The 19,551-nt window shown below is 71.5% G+C and carries 20 protein-coding genes; 9 read left to right on the top strand and 11 right to left on the bottom strand.

Annotated features, from left to right (window positions below; all coding sequences use genetic code 11):
• Window positions 1–91: 91 nt before the first annotated feature.
• The gene (locus AB0P03_RS03440; protein ID WP_363627691.1) at window positions 92–409 is read right to left on the bottom strand and encodes a hypothetical protein; all 318 of its coding nucleotides are present in this window, start codon (window positions 407–409) and stop codon (window positions 92–94) included.
• Window positions 410–1,177: 768 nt separating this feature from the next.
• Between AB0P03_RS03440 and AB0P03_RS03435 the strand changes: the two genes are divergently transcribed.
• Together AB0P03_RS03435 and AB0P03_RS03430 are read left to right on the top strand one after the other, a co-directional pair.
• On the top strand, window positions 1,178–2,683 hold the full coding sequence (locus AB0P03_RS03435) for a hypothetical protein (RefSeq protein ID WP_363627690.1): 1,506 nt from the start codon (window positions 1,178–1,180) through the stop codon (window positions 2,681–2,683).
• Window positions 2,684–2,922: 239 nt separating this feature from the next.
• Window positions 2,923–3,456, top strand: coding sequence for a hypothetical protein (locus AB0P03_RS03430; RefSeq protein WP_363584265.1), 534 nt, complete (start codon window positions 2,923–2,925; stop codon window positions 3,454–3,456).
• 66 nt (window positions 3,457–3,522) lie between these two features.
• Here the strand turns inward: AB0P03_RS03430 and AB0P03_RS03425 are convergent, their stop codons facing one another.
• The 3 genes from AB0P03_RS03425 to AB0P03_RS03415 are packed head-to-tail and all read right to left on the bottom strand — an operon-like array spanning window position 3,523 to window position 6,610.
• Complete coding sequence (locus AB0P03_RS03425; protein ID WP_063352543.1) at window positions 3,523–3,927, bottom strand: DUF6009 family protein; 405 nt, start codon at window positions 3,925–3,927, stop codon at window positions 3,523–3,525.
• On the bottom strand, window positions 3,924–5,528 hold the full coding sequence (locus tag AB0P03_RS03420) for a phage/plasmid primase, P4 family (protein WP_363584263.1): 1,605 nt from the start codon (window positions 5,526–5,528) through the stop codon (window positions 3,924–3,926). Before AB0P03_RS03420 ends, AB0P03_RS03425 begins: the two co-directional genes overlap by 4 nt.
• A complete protein-coding gene (locus AB0P03_RS03415) occupies window positions 5,525–6,610 on the bottom strand; it encodes a bifunctional DNA primase/polymerase (RefSeq protein WP_363584261.1) in 1,086 nt (361 codons plus the stop codon). Before AB0P03_RS03415 ends, AB0P03_RS03420 begins: the two co-directional genes overlap by 4 nt.
• 997 nt (window positions 6,611–7,607) lie before the next feature.
• On the opposite strand from AB0P03_RS03415, the gene AB0P03_RS03410 reads away from it, so the two are divergent.
• From AB0P03_RS03410 to AB0P03_RS03400, 3 genes are all read left to right on the top strand, one after another.
• On the top strand, window positions 7,608–7,850 hold the full coding sequence (locus tag AB0P03_RS03410; protein ID WP_363584259.1) for a toxin-antitoxin system HicB family antitoxin: 243 nt from the start codon (window positions 7,608–7,610) through the stop codon (window positions 7,848–7,850).
• Window positions 7,847–8,218: a fic family toxin-antitoxin system, toxin component gene (locus AB0P03_RS03405; RefSeq protein WP_363627689.1), complete on the top strand. Its 372-nt coding sequence runs from the start codon at window positions 7,847–7,849 to the stop codon at window positions 8,216–8,218. The genes AB0P03_RS03410 and AB0P03_RS03405 overlap by 4 nt, the downstream gene beginning before the upstream one ends.
• 214 nt (window positions 8,219–8,432) lie before the next feature.
• Window positions 8,433–9,440 (top strand): ankyrin repeat domain-containing protein, encoded by a 1,008-nt coding sequence (locus tag AB0P03_RS03400; RefSeq protein ID WP_363584255.1) that lies wholly within the window; start codon window positions 8,433–8,435, stop codon window positions 9,438–9,440.
• Window positions 9,441–9,710: 270 nt separating this feature from the next.
• On the opposite strand, the gene AB0P03_RS03395 is transcribed toward AB0P03_RS03400, so the two are convergent.
• Window positions 9,711–11,315 carry a bifunctional 3-(3-hydroxy-phenyl)propionate/3-hydroxycinnamic acid hydroxylase gene (locus AB0P03_RS03395; protein WP_363627688.1) on the bottom strand — a complete coding sequence of 535 codons (1,605 nt, stop codon included), beginning with the start codon at window positions 11,313–11,315 and terminating at the stop codon, window positions 9,711–9,713.
• A 130-nt stretch (window positions 11,316–11,445) separates the two neighbouring features.
• Between AB0P03_RS03395 and AB0P03_RS03390 the strand changes: the two genes are divergently transcribed.
• The gene (locus AB0P03_RS03390) at window positions 11,446–12,366 is read left to right on the top strand and encodes a LysR family transcriptional regulator (RefSeq protein WP_363584251.1); all 921 of its coding nucleotides are present in this window, start codon (window positions 11,446–11,448) and stop codon (window positions 12,364–12,366) included.
• 104 nt (window positions 12,367–12,470) lie between these two features.
• Here the strand turns inward: AB0P03_RS03390 and AB0P03_RS03385 are convergent, their stop codons facing one another.
• The 3 genes from AB0P03_RS03385 to AB0P03_RS03375 all read right to left on the bottom strand — a co-directional run bounded on the left by AB0P03_RS03385 (window position 12,471) and on the right by AB0P03_RS03375 (window position 14,422).
• Complete coding sequence (locus AB0P03_RS03385) at window positions 12,471–13,415, bottom strand: NADP-dependent oxidoreductase (protein ID WP_363627687.1); 945 nt, start codon at window positions 13,413–13,415, stop codon at window positions 12,471–12,473.
• A gap of 125 nt (window positions 13,416–13,540) precedes the next feature.
• Complete coding sequence (locus tag AB0P03_RS03380; protein WP_363584449.1) at window positions 13,541–13,960, bottom strand: VOC family protein; 420 nt, start codon at window positions 13,958–13,960, stop codon at window positions 13,541–13,543.
• 111 nt (window positions 13,961–14,071) lie between these two features.
• Window positions 14,072–14,422: a hypothetical protein gene (locus tag AB0P03_RS03375; protein WP_363584247.1), complete on the bottom strand. Its 351-nt coding sequence runs from the start codon at window positions 14,420–14,422 to the stop codon at window positions 14,072–14,074.
• A 51-nt stretch (window positions 14,423–14,473) separates the two neighbouring features.
• Here AB0P03_RS03375 and AB0P03_RS03370 point away from each other — a divergent pair, with 51 nt between their 5' ends.
• Both AB0P03_RS03370 and AB0P03_RS03365 read left to right on the top strand, forming a co-directional pair.
• Window positions 14,474–14,956: a hypothetical protein gene (locus tag AB0P03_RS03370; RefSeq protein WP_363627686.1), complete on the top strand. Its 483-nt coding sequence runs from the start codon at window positions 14,474–14,476 to the stop codon at window positions 14,954–14,956.
• 116 nt (window positions 14,957–15,072) lie between these two features.
• The gene (locus AB0P03_RS03365; RefSeq protein ID WP_363584244.1) at window positions 15,073–15,501 is read left to right on the top strand and encodes a hypothetical protein; all 429 of its coding nucleotides are present in this window, start codon (window positions 15,073–15,075) and stop codon (window positions 15,499–15,501) included.
• Between the two features lie 320 nt (window positions 15,502–15,821).
• Here the strand turns inward: AB0P03_RS03365 and AB0P03_RS03360 are convergent, their stop codons facing one another.
• Entirely contained in the window at window positions 15,822–16,757 is a 936-nt protein-coding gene (locus tag AB0P03_RS03360; RefSeq protein ID WP_363627685.1) for a LysR family transcriptional regulator, read from the bottom strand.
• A 185-nt stretch (window positions 16,758–16,942) separates the two neighbouring features.
• Between AB0P03_RS03360 and AB0P03_RS03355 the strand changes: the two genes are divergently transcribed.
• Window positions 16,943–17,554 carry a cysteine hydrolase gene (locus AB0P03_RS03355; protein WP_363627684.1) on the top strand — a complete coding sequence of 204 codons (612 nt, stop codon included), beginning with the start codon at window positions 16,943–16,945 and terminating at the stop codon, window positions 17,552–17,554.
• A 472-nt stretch (window positions 17,555–18,026) separates the two neighbouring features.
• Here the strand turns inward: AB0P03_RS03355 and AB0P03_RS03350 are convergent, their stop codons facing one another.
• Window positions 18,027–18,752: a dienelactone hydrolase family protein gene (locus AB0P03_RS03350; protein ID WP_363584238.1), complete on the bottom strand. Its 726-nt coding sequence runs from the start codon at window positions 18,750–18,752 to the stop codon at window positions 18,027–18,029.
• Window positions 18,753–18,984: 232 nt separating this feature from the next.
• A complete protein-coding gene (locus AB0P03_RS03345) occupies window positions 18,985–19,515 on the bottom strand; it encodes a hypothetical protein (protein ID WP_363627683.1) in 531 nt (176 codons plus the stop codon).
• Window positions 19,516–19,551: the final 36 nt, after the last annotated feature.

Raw genomic sequence — 19,551 nt, 5'->3', positions numbered from 1 at the left:
CAGGCTGCTGAACCGAGGCGCGAAATTTTCCGCAGAAAATTCGGGGGCCTCAAGGGAACACCGGGACGGCTCGGGGGATTGATCGGCTCCCCTAGATGACGTCACATGCCGTCCGGACCCACTCCAACGGCGTGCGTTCGCCATGCTGTGCCAGCGGCAGATCGCGCGAATCCATGAGCCCGATGCCAGCCAGCGCACACAGCTGCACTGCCGACCATCCCCCGGCGAGGCAAGAAGTGGCAGAAGCTGCTGCCCCATAGCTGTCCTGCGCGTGGAGAATTTTCTGCGGAAAATCGCTCAGCCGCGGTCCCTTGGCCGGGACACCATTGTGCCCGTGCCGAACACAGGAGCGCCCACCGCACTGGTTCTGGTAGGCGACGACGGCGGGCGCTGCCAGGATGACGACCATCCATCCTCAACCACGCCCGTCCAGGTCGGGACAGAATCCCGCTTCCTCCCCCCGCCAAACCGACAGCTTCGACAGCTCCCCCACCCACCGCTGAGCCCCACCACAACCGCAAGCCGATGCTGGAGCCCTCAGCCGGAATGGACCGACGCGTTCTGCCCGAGCTCGCCCGCAGGATCGTTCGCCAGTCGGCTGAGTGACGATCCCTTCAGACCGCCATGGACCAGACAGCCGGAGTGCTGAACCACGCCGCGAAATTTTCCGCAGAAAATTCGATGGCCCTCAGAAAGCACACCGGGACGGCCCGCCGGTTGCTCAGCTGACATACCGCCTGCGCCGGTAGCAAGCGCGGCACAGCGCGGCCCGAACCGGGGGAGGATCGCGGGGGAGTCGCGGAGAACCCGGCTCACCGCGAGCCCCCGCCTCGCCCGCGACGTCGAGAACGACCGCCCCAGGCCGTGTCAGTCGACCTGATCCACTGCGGCCCAAGCACGACCGAAGGTCCGCCAGCGGGCCGCCGCTTCCGCAGCGCCCAGTCCGAAGGCGCAGAATTTTCTGCGGAAAATTCAGAGGGATAGCTGAGCCAGCGGGGGAGCGGCAGCCCGATCCAGATGACGCGTCGGCCCCACTCGCTCACTGCCTCCTGAATTTTCCGCAGAAAATTCAGGAGGCAGCAAATGGTCGATCAAAGTCGGCAGCTTCGGTTCGGTGGGCCGTCAGGTTCGGCGAACCCTGTCGACGCGGCGTCGTATCCACTGCCACGATGTCCCGATGTCCTCCTCTCTTCTCGCGGAACCGTGGCTGCGAGGCGTCGCGGCCAACCGGGCTGCGCCGTCCGAGGTTCTGCTGCGTCTACTGGCCCCGCAGGGGCGCGTTGCCTGGACGGCCCTCTGCCAGGAACGCGCTCTTCCCCCCGAGGTCGTCGAGGCGGTGCTCGCACACCCTGAGCAGACGGTCCGCCGCGCCTTCGCCCGCAGCCGGCACGCCGTTCCCGAACAGCGCGGCCGACTGGTCGACGACCCTGATGCCTTCGTCCGCGCAAGCCTTGCCGCAGGTCCGCGCCCACGTCTGAACAGGGCCGAGCCGCTGCCCGACGACGTCCTGGAAATCCTGCTGACCACCCGCGACGAACACCGCCGGGAGCAGTTGCTCAGCGCGGACGAGATCCGGCAGGAGCTGGCGTTCTCCGGGCAGATCCGTGCATCGTTCCGCCGTAGGATGCTCGACCACCCGAACCCCGTGCTTCGGGCCCAGGCCGCCAGCCTGTGGCTGTGGCTGACTCCCGGCCAGCGCGACGCGCTCCTGGCCGACCCGGATCCCACCGTCTCGGAGACCGCCCGTGACCGCCGCCGGATCCTGGACCCGGCGGCGATGGAAGCGGAGCTGCCGGAACGCGCCTGTCACTCCCGGAATCTTCTACTCATCAGCTACGCCGTCTCCCACGCCGTGGCCGAGCAGTGCCTCGCCGAACGGCGCGACCTGTGGTCGCTTGCCCGCAACCCCCATACGCCCGGCGACATCGTCGCCCGCCTCGCCCACGACCCCGATCCGGACGTGCGCAAGCAGGTGGCCGCCAGAGCCGACCTGGACCCGCCGCTCCTGACGGAACTGGCCCAGGACCCGGACAGCGCCGTACGGGCCCGGGCCCTGCTGCACCCGTTGCCGCGGACCTGGCCGCAGCGCGCCGCCATCGACCGGGTCTTCGGGCACGCCGTCGAGGACATCGGCGCTGTCGGCGAGATGTTCGTCGAGCCGGGGACGAGCTGGTACGAGGCGTGCGCCGCGTCTGCGGATCCTCGGCTGCGCCGAGTCGCCGCGACCTGCCCCCTGCTGTCGGCGGAGCTGGTGCACCGTCTGGCCGAGGACCCCGACGCGGACGTGCGCCACCTGCTGTCCTTCAACCACCCGCTGGCACCGCCCGCACTCGTTCTCGACGCCTTCATCGCCGCACCGCGCCAGCGGCCCTATCTGCTCACGCTGCCCCGCCTGCCCCGCACCGGCCTGGACCACCTGCTCGACCACGACGACCCGGACGTCCGCGCCCTGGCCGCCTCCGACGCCGGCCTGGACCAGCTGCCCGTCCATCTGCTCGCCGACCCCGAACCCCGCGTCCGTCAAGCCGCGGCAGCCAATCCGCGCCTTCCTCTCGACCTGCTCTCGGCTCTGCTGAACGATCCGGAGCACGCGGAAGGAGCCGCAGCCAACCCGAACCTGGCAGCTGACCGCCTCCACGAGTTGCTCGACCTCTGCGGACTGCCCGGAGCCGCAACCCGGTGAGGCCCCGACGGCCGCGAGGTTTCAGCGGCCGCTCCCGATGCCCAGGAGACGGAGCAACAGCATCGCGGCAGCGTCCGAACTACGTGCCGCCGCCTTGACGAACGTGTGGTCGTCGAACGAACTGGCGTGCCCGTGGCCAAGTCCGTAGCCGGAGGCGACGGCCCGGGAGCGCCCGGTTAGGCTGAAGCGGCACGTCAACGGCCGTGGGAGGCCGGGGACGGTCCTGAACGAGGGGGAGCATGAGCGAGCTCGACGACCTGCGGATGCGCCTGGCGGCACTGGAGACGGAGGTCGACCGGCTTCGGAAGGAGTCCGCCGCGTCGCGCACGGGGGCGGCGATGGCCGGCCGGGGCGGTGCGAAGGCAGCGAGAGCCGCGAAGGCGCGTACGTCGCCGCGCGGCCGCGCCCAGGGGGAGGACGAGACCGGCACGGGGGAGAGGCCGGGGGAGAGGGAGGCCGAGCCCGGTCAGGCGATGACCTGCCTCGCCGAGGCACTCGGTGTCCTGGGCGCCGGACGGGTCCGCCAGGTCGAAGTCCCGCAGACCCAAGTCCTCCGGGCCCGAGTCCTCCAGAGCGAAACCCTACGGATCCAAACGCTGCAAGCCGAAAAGCCCCGGGCCGAAGACCCGCAGACCGAGGTTCCGCAGGCCCTCACCCCAGCCCTGGAACACCCGGACCGCACGCCCCCGCAGCACGGCCGGTTCCTGGACAGCCTCCTGGCGGGGCAGTCGGCCCTCTTCGAGGAGAAGCGCCGCCCGGACGCCGAGCCGTAACCGCCGGACGAAAAGCAGCCGTCTGAGCAGAACGGCGTGGGTGCGAGTGCACCCACGCCGATACGGTCACGCCTTCGGAAGCGTTATCCCCAGTTCGAGCATCGCCGGCGAGGCCGGGCCGCCCTCGGAGCGCTCGGTCTTGTACCCCTTGACGCCGGGGGCGACGGTGCGCGGGTCGACGGCCTCGGAGGGGGCGCCGGTGGAGTAGAGGCCCTCGGGGTCCTGGTCGCGGTCGTGCGGCAGGAGCCAGAAGACGCGGCGGCGGAAGGTGCCGGAGGCCCGGGAGGACCTGGCGTCGGGACCGAGGATGGCATAGCCGACCATGCGGCCGTCGCGGTGGTAGGCGGGGCGGCCGCGGCGGGTGGTGAGGCGGTCCAGGGACTGGCGCACGTAGTCGAGGTCGGTGGTGTCCTCAAGCCAGACGAGATCGGTTTCGTGGGCGAGCTCGGCCGGGTCGATCAGCGCGCTCACGCGTTCTGCTCCTCTGTGTCGTCGGTGATCAGGCCGATGCCCGGGTAGTACTTGCGACTGTTGGACAGGACCATCTCCTTGGGGGAGGTCATACCCAGTGTCTCGCGAACTCGTGCAGCGAACGCACGACCGGATACGGGATTGGCGCCTTCGAATCCGCACCAGCGGGTGTACGCGCCGAAGAGCTGGGACTGTTCGGCGCGCATGCCCTCGCCTGTGATGCAGGCCTCCTTGAGGAAGCGGCCCACGTGATCCTCGGTCTCGGCGTAGGCGGTGGTGGCGACCTGGACGCGCTGGGGGCCGGCGAGGTCCTTCTCGCCGGCGAAGTAGCGGCGGGCGCCGTCGATGAGCCAGGCGAGGATGCCGGGGCCCTCCTCGGCGACGAGGACGTGGGCCAGGTTGTCGATCTTACGTTCCTCGGGGACGACCCGTTCGAACGGGATCAGGCGCATGCGGCGCCAGAAGGCGAAGCCGCCGGTGCCGACCTCGGGGCGGTGGTTGCCGAGCAGCCAGAGCTTGTGGGTCGGTTCGAAGGAGAAGAAGTCCTGGCGCATCCGGCGGGCCTTGATCTTGTCGCCGCCGGTGAGGAGCTTCACCCGGGCCTCGTCGAAGCGGTCGCCGGGCTTGAGCTCGGAGCAGACGATGATGCGTCGGCCGTGGAGTTCGGCGAGGTCGGTGGGGTGCCCATCGAAGGTCTTGGCCATCAGGAAGCCGGGCGGGGCGGCGTCCGCGTAGTCGCCGAGGAGCTGGATCATGACGTCCAGCAGGACGCTCTTGCCGTTCTTGCCCTGGCCGTAGAGGAACGGCATGACCTGGGCGCCGACATCGCCGCTGATCGAGTAGCCGAGCAGCAGGTGGAGGAAGTCGCGGGTCTGCCGGCCTTCCTTGTCGTCGCCGAAGGTGTCGGTGAGGAAGCGGTCCCAGCGCGGGGTCCGCATCCGGGCGGGGGCCAGGGTGGTGGAGCGGGAGTGGTGGTGGACCTTCGGGTCGGGCGGGACGATGGCGCCGGTGCGCAGGTCGACCACGCCGCCGGGGGTGCACAGGGCGTAGGCGTCGGCGTCCAGGAGAGCGGCGTTGAGGACCATGCCCGGAGCGGACTTCGCCTGGGCGAGCATGGCGTTCATGCCCGAGGTGGAGAGGGCCCGGCGGCGGTGCCGACGCAGATCGGTGTTGGTGTAGACGCCGCGGGAGTCGTGGGTGGCGATGCTCTCGGCCATCTCGCCGGCGGCCCACAGGACGGTGTCGTCCTCGTCGAGCTGCCAGCGGTGCGCCGCCCAGCGATACCAGCCGAGGCCGGGGACGTGGCGGTAGTCGCCTCCGTAGAGGTGGACGAAGAGCTTGGCGTTGCCCCGGTCGGACAGCGAGTCGGGCAGGAGACCGTGCGCGCTCGCCTCCGGCCCCGCCGGGGCCTGCTTGCTCTCCTGAACAGGCTCGGGGGCCGGCGCAGGTTCGGCGGACGGGGTGTCGAGAAGGCTCTCCTGGACGGGGGTGCCGTGCCAGGGGGGCGGGGAGGCTGGGCCGGGGACCGGCGGGTACTCCAGGATCTGCTGGGCCGTGGCCACGGGATCGAAGACCGTCCTCTTGCGGGTGCTGTCGTTCATCCGCGTGCCTTCCCGACGTGCAGGGGCTGTCGGGCGCCGGCGGCGAGGCCGGAGCGGATGACGGCGGAGCTTTGCCTGTCCTGGCTGGGGCGGGCGGTGCGGGCCGCGTCCAGCAGGAGCCGCTCGGCGGCGGTGTGGGTCAGGTGACCGGCGGAGACCAGGCCTCCCATCGTGTAGGCGGCGCGGTTGAGTTTGCCGGTGAAACCGGCCCCCTCGGGGGTGGTGGCGCAGTCGGTGACGTCCTGGAGGACGGTGTCGAGGACTCGCTCGGCCCCGCGCTTGCCGCCGCCTGCCGCGACGACGGCCGCGCGGCCGCGGTCGGGGACGGACGGCTGGGAGGGGCGCGGGGTACTGGGCTGGTCCTTGAGGTGGCCGGTGCGGACGAGTTCGTCGCTGAGCCACTGGGGCAGGGGCGCGGGGGTCCTTGCCCCGGGGAGCGCGGTGTAGGTACCGGCGGTGGTCACGGTGCCGGGGGCGACGATGTATCCGCCGTGGGCGCGCACGTCGACCTGCCAGGCCAGGGCCCGGCCGTTGGAGGAGCCGGTGGAGCAGGCGAACCTGCGGGGGGAGTCCTCCTGGTACCAGATGTGCAGCCCACCGGAGGGGGTGCGCACGCGCAGGGTCTCCGTGTCCGTCGCAGGGTCAGGAGCCTGGCGCAGGGCCGCGAGCAGAGCGAGGGTGTGGTAGCCGTTCTCGAGGCCGTCGAGGTTGACGTTCTCGTGGATCGGAATCCCGGGCAGGATCCGGTCCCGGGCGGGGACGGTGCTGGGGTGGCTGTCGACGTCGATGACGACGAGACCCGCCGGGCCACAGGCGACCCCGGTACCGAAGTCCGGGTTGACGCGCCACCAAGCGGTGAGGACGTCCTGGTCGAGAGTGGCCGCGTGGAAGCCGTGGCACCAGCGACCGGCCGCAGGGCACGGGCAGTCGGCGGGACTGTGAGCCGGCTCCTGGCAGGGTTGGCAGTTGGCAGGCGGGGTCTTGCGACCTGGTGCGAGCGGGTGGACGGGCCAACCCTGGACGGCGCACCAGCGCGCGACGGCCAGCGCATCCGGCTGGCGAAACGCTCGGTCGCTCCCCACGGCCTTAGGCGCCGTCACGCTGGTCCCTCTCCCCATGGTTGGTAGCTGCTCGGACTTGAGTCGCTCGTTCAGTCGCTGAGGGCAAATAGCCAGGTCAGGGCACTGGTGGGCGCCGGATCAGCGACTGAAGCGACCGAAGTCCAGAAGATAGCTCACACAGACTATCCGAGCGAGGACGTGGGGACGCGAACTGCCGGAGTCTGCGGCGAAACTCAGCTACCGAAACCCGGGTCAGCGACCGACCCCGTTCAGTCGCTGGTTTCGGTCTCCCGGCATTTTCGCAGGTCAAAGCCGCTTTTAACAGCAAACAGCGACTGAAGCGACTGTAGCCCGGGTCTATAACGCGCACACGCACAGGGGAATGTCTTCATATACCTGACCTTGAGTCGCTTCGGTCGCTGACGGGGTGGGTGAACCTGCCCTGACCTGGGGTTTTTCCCAGCGACTGAACCCCAGCGACTGAAAGCGACTGAGTCTCTCGGGCACTGGTCCCCGGCGTGTCGCCGGACCAGGTTCTCGTGGAAGTCCCCAACTTGGGTCGCTTGGGTCGCTTCAGTAGCTCCGCCGCAGGGCCGGGAGAGTCGCTTCGATGCTGTGACCTGGGACTATGTCCGCAGGAGCGATCAGTGCCTGAACACCTCCAGCACCGAGTCGCTGAGTCGCTTGGGTCGCCCCTGCCCTCCGAGGACAGTGCCGTTGCCCTGCTGTCCCGGTACGCACGGCCTGTTTGTGGCACCGGATCCGGTTCGGTCGCTGGGGGCCTGAGCCGGCGGAGGGCCCGTAGCCCCAGGATGTGACCCGGCAGGGCAGCTACTGAAGCGACCCAAGCGACCGAGTTCCCGACTTGGTGGAGAAAGCAACGGGCCCGCGGTTCCGTCGGCGGACGGCCGAGTTCGTTGCTGAGGACGTGCTTGGAGTCCGCCGGGGCGGTCCGTGTTGCCCGACACGCCGTCCTCAGACTTGTAGCGGGGTGTACGCCGAACTACGATTCGCCGGTATGAAGCAGCTGAACGTGCGACTGGACGACGCCGTGCACGAGGCGCTGGAGCAGCGGGCGGAGGCCGCCGGGCTGAGCCTGACGGACTATGCGCGCAAGGTGCTGGCCGAGGAGGCGGACGAGCGGCGCGAACGGTTCCTGACAGCCGCGGCGCACTTCGCGCCGACGTGGGCGCCGACGTTCGAGGCCGAGTTCGGGCCCTACCCGCAGAGCACCCGTGGCGCCGCGGCGGACGCCGCGTGATCCTCCAGATAGACCGGGCGTGGCTGCTTGACATCGCCCACCAGTTCCTGCCCGCCGATCCGGACGTCACCGACTACGGCACCCTGGCCGCCGCGGTCGCCCGCCACCTCGACGAGGTCATGGACGTGCCGGTGTACGGCGAGGTGCACCAGCGGGCCGCGGCCCTCATGCACCAGCTGATCCGCGTCCCGGCCCTGGAGTTCGCCAACGAGCACTTCGCCGCTGTCGTGGCCGCCTCCTACCTCAGCGCCTCCGGGGTCATCGTCACCGCGGAGCCCAAGCAGGCCGCCGACCTGGCCGCCCGCATCCGCGCCGGGGACGCGGACGTCCGCGAGACGGCGGACGCCGTCCGCACCTGGTACCGCTGACCCCGGTCGACGACCGGTCAGCCGGCATCTGGAAGGCGCCGGGCTCCCGGCACGGTCCTGCGGTCCGCGTTTCCGGAGCACGACGGTCGGGCAGCCGGGGGAGCCCCGCGGCGCTGTCCGGTGACGAGTGGCGGTCATCGAGGGCACGGCCCCAGCAGCTACCGAAGGCACCGGACAGCGACTGTCAGACCGGCATGCAATCGTGTGTGGACGGGTGGCGCTCGCGGAGGGCCAGGCCGCGCTGACGACGAACGAACGGGGGGCCGCGATGACGGGCTGGGACGGTGTGACCTGGAACAGCTGGCGGGACCACGACGACATCCGTGCGCGGCTCGACGCAGGAGCCGACCCGGACGTGTGGGGCGGGGGTCTCCGCCCCCTGCACCAGGCCGCGGGGTTCGGCTCGTCCGAGGTGGTGGCCGAACTGACGCGCCGGGTGTCGGACGTGGACGCGCTGGAGAACGGGACGACGGCCCTGTGGGAGGCCGTCATGGAGAACCGGCCGGACAACGCCCGGGCCCTCGTGGCCGCAGGCGCCGACCCGTGGCGGCCCCAGCTCGGAGGCTGGTCGCCCGGCCGCATAGCTCTGGCCGGGCCAGTCCCCGATCTGTTCCCCGTGCCGGACGGACAAGCCGGCCTGACAGCGACCGAGCAGGCCACCGTCCAGCGCGGGCGGCAACTCGTCCAGGGCCTGGGCCGTTTCCCCTTCGAGGGCACCGGCCTCGCCTGCGTCGCCGCCATCGACGCCGCCGAAGCGGTCCGTCGGCTGGACGCGACTCCGTTGGACGAGGAGTTCATGGAGGACTTCCTCGACGACCCGAACGAGTACGACATGGACGAGGGCCTGCTCATCGCCGGTGTCACGACCGTGCCCGGTGGATGCGTCGTCACCCAGCCCTGGGGCTACACGCCGTCCACCCCGGGAGCGATGGCCCGGCTGACCGCCGGCACGGTCGGCTACGGCCTGTACGCCAACCCCAAGAGCGGCAACCAGGGCAGCATCGTCCGCGACGGCACCGTCGAAGCCTGGGACCTCCACCCCGGTGGCGCCCCCCTCCCGAACCACACCCCGGACGAGGTCCTGACCGGTTACCTCTACCACCACCACGCCGTCGCCCAGGCCTGCGCCTTCGCGGGCCTGCGCCCCGCCGACGCCCGCGCCGTCACCGGCCCCGCCGACAGCTGGATACGGCTGCCAGACGTCGACTACTGGGAGCGGTGAGGGCACTGACCCGTCCGTAGGCCCGGGCTGGGCTGGGCGGGTGGCGTCCGAGGGCCCACCGGTGTGGTGACAAGCCGTGGCGGTAGGCGGTGGCGGGAGGCTGGTGCCCCGTTGGCGGACGAGGAGAGCCTGTGAGTGGGCGCAGCCCTGGCGGTGACGACGACGCGTTGGCTGCCGGTGTACGCGCTGGGGCGGCCCTGCTGGTGGGCGCGGGTTCGTGGGCTTGGGCGCGGAGCACGGCGTTGGGGGTCGGCTGAGCCGGTTCCGGGCTCAGGCGCCGGGGGTGAGGAGGGCCAGTAGCTGGTTCGCCACCGCGTCCGCGTCCGGCCCGGCCGCGTAGACGTAGTTGTCGGGGCGCACGGCGGCAGCGGCGGCGCCGAGGTCGGACAGCCAGCGACGGTGGGTGCCGTCCGGGTCGGCGACGACGGCTCCGGGGGCAGCGCCTGTGGGGGTGGGGCCGAAGCCGACGACAGTGACGCCCAGGTCGCTGAGCCGGGCCCAGTTCAGCCGGGGGAGGGCCTGTTCGGCGACCAGCAGCCGGAAGCCTCCGCCGACGATGTCGTCGAGCAGGCCCGTCCGTCGGCCGTCGCTCACCCGGCCCTGGACGGACAGTCGGCCTCCGCCGGAGGCGAACAGGCCGGGGCCGAGGTCCGGCAGCCGGATCCGGTCCGGCTCCCGGAGCGTGCGTCGGTGGGCCATCAGCGTGCGGTCGCGCTCGCGGGCGAGCACCGGGTCCCGCAGGGTGTGCTGGCGGCCGAGTTCCATGCTCGTGGCCGTCACGCCGCGTACATGCGGCTCCCGCTCGCTCTGGTAGGTGTCGAGCACCTCGGCGCCCCGGATGCCGCGCAGCACGAGATCCATCTTGAAGGCGATGTTGAGTGCGTCCCGTATCCCCGAGCAGAGCCCTTGCCCCAGAAAGGGCGGCATCTGGTGTGCGGCGTCTCCCGCGAGCAGGACCCGGCCGTCCCGCCAGCGCCTCGCGACCAGCGACTGGAAGGTGTAGGTGGCAGTACGGGCGATGTCGGCGTCGTCGCGGGACAGGTAGCGGCCCACGCGGGACCACACGCCGTCCGCCGCACGTTCCCGCCCGAAGTCGTCGTCATCGTCGAGCAGGAAGCAGAACCGCTGCCGTTCGGCACCGGTGGTGATGACGGTGGTCGGTCCCTCGGGATCGCCGATCTGCAGCATCGACGGCAGCCCCAGGTCGGCCGCGGGGCGCCGGAGGGCGAAGTCGCAGACCAGCCAGGGTTCGGAGAAGCCGAGGTCGTCCTGTTCGATGCCGAGGGCGTTCCGCACGAAGCTGTTCCCGCCGTCGCAGCCGATCACGTAGCGCGCCGCGAGGGTCGCACCGTCCGACGTGTTCAGGGTGACCTGGTCACGGTCCTGGGACAGGCCGGTGACCGTCGTGCCGAAACGGAGGTCGACGTTCGGCAGCGAGGTGCACAACGAGTGCAGCGCCGTCTCCAGGTCGGGCTGGTGGAACTGGTAGAGGTCGGCCCAACCGCTGGCGCCGACGTTGCGGAACACCTGTCGGATGAGGAGGTCACCCGCTCCGTTGCGCCACTCGTACGCGTCCTGTGTGCGCAGGGTGGGCGCCAGTTCGTCGACGAGTCCGAGCCCTTGGAGCGCGCGCATGATCTCGCCGTCGAAGCTGGCGGCCCGCGGGAGGCCGTACAGGCCGGGGTAGCGTTCGAGCACCACGACCGAGCGCCCGGCCTTGCCCAGCAGGGCCGCGAGCGTCATGCCGACCGGCCCGCAGCCGACTACGGCGATTTCGGCGGCTTCGGCGCATACGGCGGCTTCGTCGGCTTCGGTGAATGCGGTGACTTCGGTAGGGGACGGCGTCCGGTTCTCAGGGTGCCTGTCGTTCGGCATGTCCGCAGCTCCTCAGGGGTGGGACGGAGGGTGTGGTGGCCACGACGTCAGTCTCGAACGCTCCTGACGCGATGTCTAATGCATGCTTTGCACAGGGAGTTTGCGTCAGACGCAAACGAAGGGGGCGTCCGTGGCCGACCAGTTGGACCTCAACCTCTTGCGCGTGTTCGACGCGTTGATGGACACCGGCAGCGTGTCCGCGGCCGCGATGCGTCTTCATCTGTCCATTCCGGCCACCAGCAGGGCCCTGGGCCGGCTGCGACGGGCGATGAACGACCAGATCCTGGTGCGCGCCGGCCGGGGCCTCGTACCCACCCCGTTCGCCCAGCGGTCGGCCGCCAGGGTCAAGGCGCTGCTGGAGGCCGCGGCCGAACTCCGGGTGGACGCAGCGGGAAGCGACCCGCGATCGTGGCGGCGTACCTTCGCCATCCGGGTCAACGACGGACTCAGCCCCGTCCTCGCGCCCCGCCTCACCCACCGGATCGCCGCCGAGGCACCCGAGGTCCGCCTGCGGTTCGTCGCCCAGGACTCCAAGGAACCCGATCGGCTACGCGACGGCTCGCTCGACCTCGACATCGGCGTCGCCGACCCGCCCCCTCCGGACGTGCGCGCGCGAACGCTGTTCTCCGACCACTTCGTCGCCGTGGTGGCGGCACACTCCGATCTGGGAAAGGCCGCACGGCTGACGGTGGACGACCTGTGCGCCCACCCGCACATCTCCGCCTCCCGCCGGGGCCTCGCGCACGGGCCGCTGGACGAGGCCTTGCACCGCCTGGGCCGCTCCCGCCGCGTCGTCGCGGTGGTGCCCTCCTTCGCCGTGGCAGCCTTGATGGCGCTGGAGGGAGACGTCATCTGCCTCGGCCCCCGGGTGGTGGTGGAGCACCTCGTCGAGCGACAGGTGCCCCTCCGGTGGCACAAGGTGCCACTGGAAATGCCGGCGGCTGACATCGAACTGCGCTGGCACCGCCGACTCGACGACGATCCCGCGTCCCGGTGGCTCCGCCGCCACGTGCTGGAAGCCGTCGGACCGCTCGCCGCCACGCTGCGCTGAACCGGACGTGAGAACCGCCGGGACCCCCCGTCAACGCACCCGTCAACGCACCCGTCAACGCCCGTTCTGTGATCGCCGCCGCGGGTGCGATCCCCGCGATGCCGTCAGGAGAAGTCCAGTACCAGCCGGCCGCGCAGGCCGCCGGCCTCCAGCAGACGGTGGGCCTGGGCCGCCTTCTCGGCCGGCAGCACGTCGGCGACGTGCAGGGTCAGGGTGCCGTCCTCGACCTGGCGGCGCAGCGTGTTCAGCCGCTCGGTGTCGGTGATGCCGTCCGTCACCATCACCGGGCGTACGCGGATGCCGCGTTCGGCGGGGCCGGACCAGCCCCGCCGTTCGGCCAGCGTTCCGCCGTCGGCGATGGCGGGCACCGTCTCGGTGGTCTGTATCGAGCCGTCCACCAGACCGGGAACTCCCTCGGGTACCAGTGCGCGGATGCGGGCGGCGACCTCGGGTCCGCGTTCGACGACGTGGTCGGCGCCGAACCCGCGCACCCGATCGGTGTCGTGCGGGGCGGCGTCCGCGATGACGGTCAGCCCGTCGGCCTTGGCCAGTTCGACCGCGTATCCGCCGACGGCACCGGCCGCGCCGGTCACGGCGACGGTTCCGTCCGGCGGTACGGCCAGCGCGTCCAGGGCGAGGCGCGCGGTCATGGCGTTCATGAGCAGGGTGGACGCGGCAGCGAGGTCCACCCCCTCGGGGGCCGGCACCACCGAGGCGGCGGGTACGACAATCTGCTCGGCGTAGGCTCCGCCGTGCGCGCCGGTGAACAGCACGATGGCGACCACCCGTTGGCCCACGGCAAGCCGTTCGTCGGCCCCGGGGCCGAGCTGGTCGATCACGCCTGCGGCGTCCATGCCGGGCACGAACGGGGGCCGGCGCCCGGGCATGCGCGAGGCGTGACCGCCGCTCCGCAGCATGATGTCGGTCGGGTTCACGGCCGCCGCGTGCACCCGGATACGGACCTCGCCGGGGCCCGCCTGAGGTTCGGGCAACCGCAGGACGCGCAGCACGTCCGGACCGCCGAAGTCGTAGACACCAATGGCCTTCATACCCCGTGCAATTCGTCTGTTCAGCGCCGTATTCCCGCTCAACGAGGCCGGAGCGCAGCCGCACTTCGCGTCGCCGCCCGGAGACCGGCGCATCGTCCCGGCCATCAACGAACGGCTGTGACCAGCTACTGCGGGGCAGCCGGCCGTTGCGCGGGGGAGCCGCAGGAGGACATCGCCGCGCGGTCGGCCGCACTGCGGAGAACACAGAATTCATTGCCCTCAGGGTCCGCGAGGACGGCCCAGCCGGCACCATCGGGTTCCCGGCGGTCGTCGACGAGGGTGGCCCCGAGGTTCAGCAGCCGCTCGACCTCCGCCTCGCGGGTGGTCTCCGGACGCAGGCACAGGTGGACCCTGTTCTTGATCGTCTTCGGTTCCGGCACCTGGTGGAAGTACAGCAGCTGGCCCTCCGGCAGCATCACCGCAGTCTCCGGATCACCCGGGCCGTCCTCCGGGTGCAGCGGACGACCGAGCACCTCACTCCAGAACCGAGCCAGCCCGTAGGCATCCGCACAGTCGATCGCCACGTTCTGCAACACCGAGACCATGCACGCGAGCCTGCCCGAAGCACCACTCGGTCCGCTACCGAATTGCGGCCGGACAGCAGACAGCGCCGGCACTTTCGCCACGGACCCCGGCTCGACCTACCCCGGCTCGGTTCACCCCGGCGGGGCCTCCACCGGGAAGTGGATCGGACTCAGCAGGTGCTGCGCCCGCTCGGGGCTCGGCCGGTTGGCCAGTCTGGGCACGATGGCCGTGCGCAGCTCGCCGATCAGCTCGGTCAGTTCCTCCGGGCTGAGCCAGAGTGCGTGCTGCCGGTAGCCCACCTGGTCGGCCATCGGGTCGGCCTGCTCGCGGTCGAGGTAGGCGTTGAACTCGGCCAGCAGGGCGGTCATCGCGGTGGCGAAGGCCTGCCGGTGATCTTCAGGGGTGAGCGAGCGGACCATCTCGGAGCCGACCACGGCTCGGTCCTGGCGCAGCCGGTAGTGCCGTTCTACCGCGCCCCTCACCCGCCGTTCCTCGGCGACCTCCAGGATTCCGCCGGCGACGAGTAGGTCGATGTGCCGGTAGACGGTGGCCTTGGAGGCCTCGGGGATGCGGTGGCGGCGCTGGCCCAGCAGGCCGCGCTGGTGGCCGGCCCCGAACTCATGCCCGACACACCGTCGGAGCTGCTGCCGTTCGGACTCTCCGCCGCCTACTGGCTCGACCTGCGCGCGTACGACCCGGTGGCCACGGCGACCGCACTCGCCGGCCCGATGCTGATCCTCCAGGGCGGCCGGGACTACCAGGTCACCGTCGCCGACGACCTGACGCGCTGGCAGGCCGCCCTGCGCTTCCGGACCCGTACGTTCGACCGGTCCGGGTGCTCGACGGTCTTCCGCGCCCCCCGAACGTACCGGGTCCGGAGGCGCCGTGCCCTCGCGGGCCGTCGCGGCGGACCATCGGGGCCGACTGTCGTGTCCGTAGAACAGGAAGCGCCAAGTCCGCTCGTGTGCTTGGGTGTTGGGAACTCCGAGGCGTCGCCGACCGTTACAAGGCGGTGACGATCCGCTCACAACCGAAGCGTGGAGCGCGGCGTCCCTACAGATGACAGAGCCCGAATCGCGCCGACCGTGCTCTTCGGGCCGAGCAATCACCTCCCCTTGAAAGGGGTGCACCCGTGATCGTCTCCAAGCGGAACTCCCTGCGCCTGGCCGCCGTGACCACCGTCGCCGTGCTCTCCCTCGGGCTGGCGGGCACCGCCGCCATGGCGGCCGCCCCGGCCGCCTACCCCACGTCCACCACGCAGCAGGCCGCGGCGCAGCAGGCCGCCGCGCACGCCGGCATCACCGCCAAGCCGTCCGTCACGACCGTCCAGGCCTGGCAGCTGTTCCGGGTCACCGGCACCACCACCGGGCTCAAGGCGGGCACCGAGGTGACCCTGCAGCAGAAGCAGCACGGCAAGTGGGTCACCCTGCCGGCCTCCGTCCGCACCAACCACAACGGCTCCTACTCGCTCGGCGTGAAGCTCGGCATCAAGGGCCTGAACGAGCTGCGCATCGTCAGCGGAGACGTCGCCTCCCCCGTGTTCACCGTCACCGTGCGCTGACCCACGGCCTACGGCCCCCGCCGTCGGGCGGTGCGGTGCCCGCTTCCGAGCGGCCACCGCACCGCCCGACGCCGCGCGTGGGAACCAACTTAGGTGCCGGGTTCGTGGTTGTGGCCGTCGTCCGGGTCTGCTGGAGTTTGACCGCTTGTCCCTTCCGCCGGGCCCTGCCCTGCCTGCGTCCAGCTGAGGCAGGTGGTCGAGCGCTGTGACCTCGGTGAGCGACACGTCCGGCCACGGCAGGGCCGAGGTCCGCGCGTGGGACCAGGTCAATCCCAGGCCGGAGGCCGAGGACCAAGCTGATTGCGGGCGCGCGGTGGCGTTCAGCGTGGAAGGACCCAGTCCGGTGTCCAGGTGCCGGGGGCGTCGTGGCCGGTCGTGGTGGCGGCGAGGTGAGCGCGGAGGGTGGCCAGTGCTGGGTGGGGGTTGTCGCGGTGCCAGAGGAGTGAGTGCGGGTAGACGGGCGTCGGGTCGGTCACCGGGATGCGGCGCAGGCCGTGGTCGGCGGGCCAGACGAGGCGGGTGTGCTCGCCCATGAAGGTGGCCAGGGCCGGAGTGTCGGCGATGGTGTCGAGGAGCGCGTCGGAGCCGAAGTTGGGGCCGGTCGCCTCGATGGTGAGGCCGAACTCGGCGACGAGGTCGTCGTAGTAGGCGCCCCACTCGGTACCGGGGACGATGCCGGGCATCCAGATCCGGTGCCCGGCGAGCTGGGCGACGGTCACCGACCGGGCGCCCGCCAGCGCGTGGGCGGGACCGGTGAGGAGCTGGAGCGGTTCGTCGATCACCCGGACGGACTCGATGTCCTCGGGAAGGGGTCGGCCGGGCGCGACGACGGCGCGGAAGGACGCGTCGATCGCACCGGAGCGGATGGCGTTGACGGCCGTCTCGATCTCGAACAGCATCATCACGTCGAGATCGATCTCGGGGTGCGCGCGGTGGAAGCCGCGCATCAGGCCCGACGCCGAGCCACGAAGGTTGATCACGTCGACGCGCAGCGGACGGCGGCCGGGGCGCACGGACTCGACCGCGCGCTCGGCGGCGCGCAGCAGCTCGCGCGCGTGGGGCAGGAAGGCCTGCCCGTCGATGGTGAGCTCGGCCCCGCGTGCGGTGCGGGTGAACAACCGCACGCCGAGGTTGCGTTCCAGCGCGGCGATGCGCTTGGAGACGGCCTGCTGGGTGACGGCCAGCTCGGCGGCGGCCTCCTGGAACTGCCCGGCGTCGGCGGCGGCGACAAAGGTCCGAACGGTGTCGAGGTCCATGGCGGCACTCTATAGGTACAACTGGTGGTTGTGGCTTGGCGGTCCTGTGGTTGTTTGATCCCTGAGGATGAGGCGCGCTTTGATGCTTCCGATCGCTGATCGGTTGTGCGGAGGGGGATGGCCGTCGGTCCGCCGAATCGTCTCCCCGCGCCGACCGGGTGCCGCCAAGTAAGGAGAGAACTCGCGTGAGTACTGCCCCTGCGTCTGCCCCCGCGCTTGACCCCGAGCACACCGCTCTGCTCGTCCTGGACTGCCAGCCCGCGATCCTGGCCGTTCTGCCCGAGGGCGGGGGCCGGGAAGCCCTGCTCGACCGTGTGGAAGCGGCGATCGCCGACGTCCGCACCAGCGGCGCCACCGTCGCCTACGTGCGCGTCGGCTTCACCGAGGCCGACTGGGACGCGATCCCGGCCACCAACAAGTCCTTCGCCCCGCTGGCCCGACACCGCGTCATGCACCACGAGGACCCTGCCACGGCCGTCCACGAGCGCCTGGCCCCCCGGGACGGCGACCTCGTCGTGCGCAAGACCCGCTACGGCGGCATGTCCACCACCGACCTCGACCGGCAGCTGCGCGAGCGCGGCATCACCACGCTGGTCGTCTCCGGCATCAGTACCAGCGGTGTCGTCCTGTCCACCGTCCTCGACGCGGCCGACCGCGACTACCGGCTCTACGTCCTGTCCGACGGCGTCGCCGACCCGGACACCGAAGTCCATGACGTCCTGCTCCAGAAGGTCCTCCCCTCGCGGGCCCACATCATCGACACCGCCGAGCTGCGCACCCTGCTCCGGGCCGGCTGACTCGAACCGCCGAACCGCCGAACCGCCGAACCGCCGAGCCGCCGAGCCGGAGACGGGAGCGGTGTCAGCCGGACACCGCGCGCGCCCGGCGAGCACACTTCCACCGTGCCCCCGTGCCCGAGGGTCGTGGTACTCGGCCGGCTGCGGGTTCTCCCCGGTCCCGGCGGCCGCCGCGGATCCGCAGGTGTTCATGTGGGCCCTCGGGAAGGAGGACGCGAGCGCTGCCGAGACGGCGCTGATCCGTTTGGCGGCGATGACCGGCGGCACGCGGCCCGCCCGGGGAGCCGGCTGGGGCTGGGGCCGTGGAGACCGGGCGGGGAGTCCGGACCCGGTTCACCAGCTGTTGAGCCGCTGGTTCGAGGGCGATCACAGGGTGCGTCAGATCGCAGAGCCCGACGCTTGACTCGCCGGGCAGGTCGGGTCCGCCGACCGGGTCGCTCCGGTACGACCGGGTCGCTCCGGTACGACCGGGTCACTCCGTTACGGGCAGGCACTCGGTGAGCAGGCCGACGATGTCGCGCCAGGCGCGCTGAGCGTGCCGGGGGTGGTGGCCGACGCCGGGGAGCACGGTGTGGCCGACCGTCGGGTGGTGGAAGGCGTGCAAGGCGCCGCCGTAGACCACGAGGCGCCAGTCGACGCCCGCGGCCTGCATCTCGGCGGCGAACGCGTCCCGTTGTGCGGGCGGCATGATCGGGTCTTCCGATCCGACCCCGGCCCACACCGGGCAGCGGATGCGCGCCGCCTCGCCGGGTCGGCCCGTGGTCAGGGCGTTGACCGTCCCGATCGCCCGCAGGTCGACGCCGTCGCGCCCGAGTTCCAGTGCGATCGCGCCGCCGGTGCCGTAGCCGATGGCGGCGATCCGGTCGGGGTCGGTCCGCGGTTCGGCGCGCAGTACGTCGAGCGCCGCGTGGCCGATGCCCCGCATCCGGTCGGGGTCGGCGAGCAGGGGAGTGACGTGCGCCAGCATCTCCTGCGGGTCGGTGAACCAGCGCCCGCCGTTGATGTCGAAGGCCATTGCCACGTAGCCGAGTTCGGCGAGGGCGTCGGCCCGGCGGCGCTGGAAGTCGTTGAGCCCGGGCCCCTCGGGCCCGACCAGGACCGCGGGTCGGCGGCCGGTACCGGCCGGGAGCGCGAGGTGCCCGATCATCGTGAGGCCGTCGGCCGGGTACTCGACCGTGTGCGTGGTAACCGTCGTCATGGGACCGGACTGTAGTGAGCGTCGAGCCCGGGCGGGCCGGTTTTTCGCCGGCGGCAGAACGGCGCGGGTATGCCTCGGACGATGCGGCGATGCCAGTGGTGGGACCGGGCTCGGGGGCCGGTCCCACCACGGACGGCGGTCGGCGGGAGGCGGATCGGCGGGTTCGTCTCACGCGACGTCGTCGGCCGCCCGCGCTTGCACCGCCCGCTCCGTCATCCGCTCCAGGCTCGTGTCAGTATCCGGCCGGGGCGTCCTCGATGTCCGAGATGAGCTTGGTGCTCAGGTCGCTCTGCACGGCCAGCTCGGTGTGCGTGGCGTTGGGGCCGGTGCCCCAGGTGAGCGTGACGGTGGTGAACAGGTGGCCGGCGCCGGAGTCGTGGTACCGCACCTCCCAGTGGGTGGGCACGTCCTGGGCGCGGAGGACGCCGTCGGCGTGGTTGGCCTGCTCCCAGGCGGCCAGTCGCTGCTGGAAGTCCGCCGTGAGGTAGTGGGCGCGCAGGCCGTCCGACAGGTTGTCGGTGCCGTCGGAGACGGCGTCGATGTAGGCGCCGTAGAAGTCGGCGACCCGGTCGACCGCGGAGTCCGGGCTCCCGTCGCGGACCGGGTCCCCCGGCGCCACCCGCTGCCCGCCCGCCTGCTCGGTACGGGTCGTGGAGGCGGGGTGCTGCGGGCCGGCCGCCGTGGCCTGCGGCGCGGCCGCCGCCAGGATCAGACCGACCGTGGCGGCCGCCGCCAGCAGTCCGCGTCGAACACTCAGCTTCATCGTCAGTCTCCCTCGTCATGCCAATGGGTCGAGCCC

The organism is Kitasatospora sp. NPDC088779, from assembly GCF_040685395.1.
In the GTDB taxonomy this organism is placed as follows: domain Bacteria; phylum Actinomycetota; class Actinomycetes; order Streptomycetales; family Streptomycetaceae; genus Kitasatospora.
Note: the sequence above shows the minus strand (reverse complement) of the source record. Positions and strands in the feature narration are given on the sequence as shown.

Coding starts and splice junctions, on each gene's coding strand:
- AB0P03_RS03380 (WP_363584449.1), bottom strand. CDS start 13,960: ATGGTCTCGGTGTTGCAGAACGTGGCGATCGACTGTGCGGATGCCTAC.
- AB0P03_RS03440 (WP_363627691.1), bottom strand. CDS start 409: ATGGTCGTCATCCTGGCAGCGCCCGCCGTCGTCGCCTACCAGAACCAG.
- AB0P03_RS03350 (WP_363584238.1), bottom strand. CDS start 18,752: ATGACGACGGTTACCACGCACACGGTCGAGTACCCGGCCGACGGCCTC.
- AB0P03_RS03435 (WP_363627690.1), top strand. CDS start 1,178: ATGTCCTCCTCTCTTCTCGCGGAACCGTGGCTGCGAGGCGTCGCGGCC.
- AB0P03_RS03395 (WP_363627688.1), bottom strand. CDS start 11,315: ATGCCGAACGACAGGCACCCTGAGAACCGGACGCCGTCCCCTACCGAA.
- AB0P03_RS03410 (WP_363584259.1), top strand. CDS start 7,608: ATGAAGCAGCTGAACGTGCGACTGGACGACGCCGTGCACGAGGCGCTG.
- AB0P03_RS03385 (WP_363627687.1), bottom strand. CDS start 13,415: ATGAAGGCCATTGGTGTCTACGACTTCGGCGGTCCGGACGTGCTGCGC.
- AB0P03_RS03420 (WP_363584263.1), bottom strand. CDS start 5,528: ATGAACGACAGCACCCGCAAGAGGACGGTCTTCGATCCCGTGGCCACG.
- AB0P03_RS03360 (WP_363627685.1), bottom strand. CDS start 16,757: ATGGACCTCGACACCGTTCGGACCTTTGTCGCCGCCGCCGACGCCGGG.
- AB0P03_RS03430 (WP_363584265.1), top strand. CDS start 2,923: ATGAGCGAGCTCGACGACCTGCGGATGCGCCTGGCGGCACTGGAGACG.
- AB0P03_RS03345 (WP_363627683.1), bottom strand. CDS start 19,515: ATGAAGCTGAGTGTTCGACGCGGACTGCTGGCGGCGGCCGCCACGGTC.